Below are 2,948 nucleotides of genomic sequence, written 5' to 3'. Positions count from 1 at the left end.
GGTTCTCGGCGGAGATGGGATTTTTTTTATGCGGCATGGCCGAGGAACCCTTCTGTCCCTTGCCGAAGCCTTCCTCCACTTCCTGCACCTCGGTGCGCTGCATGTGCCGCAGCTCGACGCACAGCCGCTCCACGCCCCCGGCCAAAAGCGCCAGGGAGGTAAAAAACGCGGCATGCCGGTCGCGCTGCACGATCTGGGTGGAGATGGGATCGGCGGCCAGGCCCAGCCGCTGGCAGGCCAGCCGCTCCACCTCGGGGTCCAGGTGGGCGTAGCCGCCCACGGCCCCGGAAATCTTGCCCACGCGCACGCCCTCCACCGCAGCGGCCACCCGCTCCCGATGCCGGGCGAATTCGGCGTAAAATCCGGCCAGCTTGAGTCCGAAACTGGTGGGTTCGGCATGGATGCCGTGGGTGCGCCCGATCATGAGCAGGCCCTTGTAGCGGTGGGCCATGTCCCGCAAGACGTCCAAAAGGGCGTCCATGTCGCGCAGGATGATGGCCCCGGCCCGGGTCAAAAGCACCCCGGCCGCCGTGTCCACGATGTCCGAGGAGGTGCAGCCCAGATGGATGAACCGGGCGGGCGGCCCGACCTTCTCCTCCACGGCGGTCAGGAAGGCGATGACGTCGTGGCGGGTGCGCTCCTCGATCTCCAGGATGCGGTCCACGTCGAAATCGGCGGCGCCCCGGATGTGCTCCATGTCCGCCGCAGGGATGACCCCAAGCTCGCTCCAGGCCTCGCACACGGCCAGCTCCACCTCGAGCCAGACGCGAAAGCGGTTTTCCTGGGTCCACAAGGCGCCCATTTCCGGGCGGGTATAGCGTTCGATCATGGTGCGGCATCCCCCTTGGGATCGTCTTCTCCGACCTGGGCGGGACGCCGCGTCAGGGTTTCTTGGCGGTCTTTCCCGGAGCGGATGGCGTTTTGGGCCCGGACGGCGCGGACGGATTTGTGGCGAGGCTCGGAACCTCGACGGGTTTGCAGGCGGGCTTTTTGTTTTTCCCGCTGTACTTGTCGATCACGGCCGGCTTGCGGTCGGCATAGTCCGTGGCGTACCAGCCGGACCCCTTGAGAATGAAGGCCGAGCCGGACACGACGCGGGACGCCTGCGCGCCGCACTGGGGACACGGCAGGGTCTTTTCCTCGAATCCCCTCTGCCACTCCTCGAACTGGTGGTCGCACTGGGGACAGCGGTATTCGTAGATGGGCATGGAACTGCTCCAACAATCCGGGGCGTCGCCGCCCCACGCCGTCCGAACCCGGACGATCGCGAAGGCGCGACAAGGGTGCAGGACGTTTCGGCCGCCAGACGCACGGGGGCGGCGGCCGCTTTGTTCAGGCAAAAAAGGCCGCCTTGCTCTGGCGGGGGGATGCCAAAAAGCCGTCCGGGGCACAAAAGCCTCCCCCGGACGGATCACCTTGTCCACGAAAACGTGCGCCGCCCCGCCGACGCTTCAGCCCTTCCGCCGCCGGGGCGCGTGAAACGCCGTTAGGACTTCTTGGCGGCCTTGGCCTCGCGGATGCGCTCCTTGAGCCGCTCCTGGCGGCGACGGCGACGGCGGTCGAGTTCCTTTTTCCGTTCATGCCTTTTGTGGCGAGCCATATGTCGTCCTCCTTGGGAAAATATCGTTTTGAAGCGAACCTCGCCTCATATTCCAGTCCCCGTGTCTTGTAAAGGCTCTACGCCCGACCCCCGGCCTATTCGGACACGATCCGTTCCTGGGCCTCGGTCAGGGTGAATTCGCCCTTCTCGATCCATTCCTTGAGCTTTTGGGCCACTTCCAGGGACATGGACAGGCTGGTCAGGGGGACTGAGGTCGTTTCCGCGCCGTTGATCTTCACCTTGCCCGACAACAGCTCCTCATAGCTCACATGCCCGAGGACGCGCGGGATGCCCTGGGGATAGTCATGCCCGTAGTCCTTGACCGGCATGAGGATGTCCGCGTCGGACACGCCGGTGAAAAAGGCCATGTCCTCGTTCAGGATGGGAATGGGGATGCCCACGCCGACCGCCAGGGAGCAGCCGTAGCCCAGAATGCTCACCCCGCGCACATACCGGGGGTTCATGCCCTTGAGGTCGCCCCGGAGCATGAGCGTGCCTGCGGCGGAAAGGGGAATGCCGCGTTCCGTGCGCTTGGGCTTGGGGTCGTGCTGGGTTCCGGCCCCGAGCACATAGCCTGTGCCGCCGCCCAGGAAGATCTTGGTCCCCAGGCCGATGGTCCGGAAATAGGGGTCGTTGAAAAGGGGGCTTAAGGCCCCGGCCGTGGCGAAGTTGGCGTTTTTGGCCCCGGGTTTGAGCGGCCCCATGTAGGTATAGATGATGCGGCTGGTGAGGTTCACGGCCACGTTGTAATTCTGGTAGCAGTTTCGGGGATTGAGCAGCATGGCGGTTTTTAAGCCCGCAAGGGTGACGTCCTTCTCCAGGGCGGCGCGCGGGTAGCAGTCCGTGACGTAGGACTCGCACCACAGCCTGACGGCCTTGCCGCGCAACAGATCTTCGATGACGTGTCCGCCGCCGTACTTGAACGTGCCGGGATAGACCTTGTTTAGGGGGTCGTCGCGCCGGGTTTCGGTGCAGCCCAGGTAGGCGTCCACGGCGGCCAGCCCGGCATGGCACTGGACGTTGTTCAGGCGGACCTTGGAGGCCCGCATCACCGGCGGTTCCTGGCCGAAATTGAAAAGCATCCCCGACGAGCACATGGGGGAGAACGTGCCCGTGGTGACCACGTCCACCTCCCGGGCGGCCTGGACCTTGCCGAGCCGGCTCACGATGCCGGTCATCTCCCGGGCGGTGACCACCACGGCCTTGCCCGACCTGATGCGGTCGTTGATTTCGGAAATGGTCTTGGTCACTTCATGGGACATGGCGGCGCTCGCTTCGTTCAGGGCTTGGGATCTGCCTGTGGCAGTCCCGCAAGGCGGCGTATGGTGGCTGATTTTGCACCCGATGG

General features: G+C 65.1%; 3 protein-coding genes. All 3 read right to left on the bottom strand.

What is annotated here, in order from left to right:
• Positions 1–829: adenylosuccinate lyase (gene purB / locus V3572_RS12220; RefSeq protein WP_332111284.1), on the bottom strand; the 829-nt coding region annotated here is incomplete at its 3' end.
• A gap of 52 nt (positions 830–881) precedes the next feature.
• Positions 882–1,208, bottom strand: coding sequence for an FmdB family zinc ribbon protein (locus V3572_RS12215; RefSeq protein ID WP_332111283.1), 327 nt, complete (start codon positions 1,206–1,208; stop codon positions 882–884).
• A 487-nt stretch (positions 1,209–1,695) separates the two neighbouring features.
• Positions 1,696–2,862 (bottom strand): homocysteine biosynthesis protein, encoded by a 1,167-nt coding sequence (locus V3572_RS12210; RefSeq protein ID WP_332111282.1) that lies wholly within the window; start codon positions 2,860–2,862, stop codon positions 1,696–1,698.
• Positions 2,863–2,948 lie beyond the last annotated feature (86 nt).

The sequence above is a fragment of the Desulfolutivibrio sp. genome (assembly GCF_036584575.1).
Lineage (GTDB): Bacteria > Desulfobacterota > Desulfovibrionia > Desulfovibrionales > Desulfovibrionaceae > Desulfolutivibrio.
Note: the sequence above shows the minus strand (reverse complement) of the source record. Positions and strands in the feature narration are given on the sequence as shown.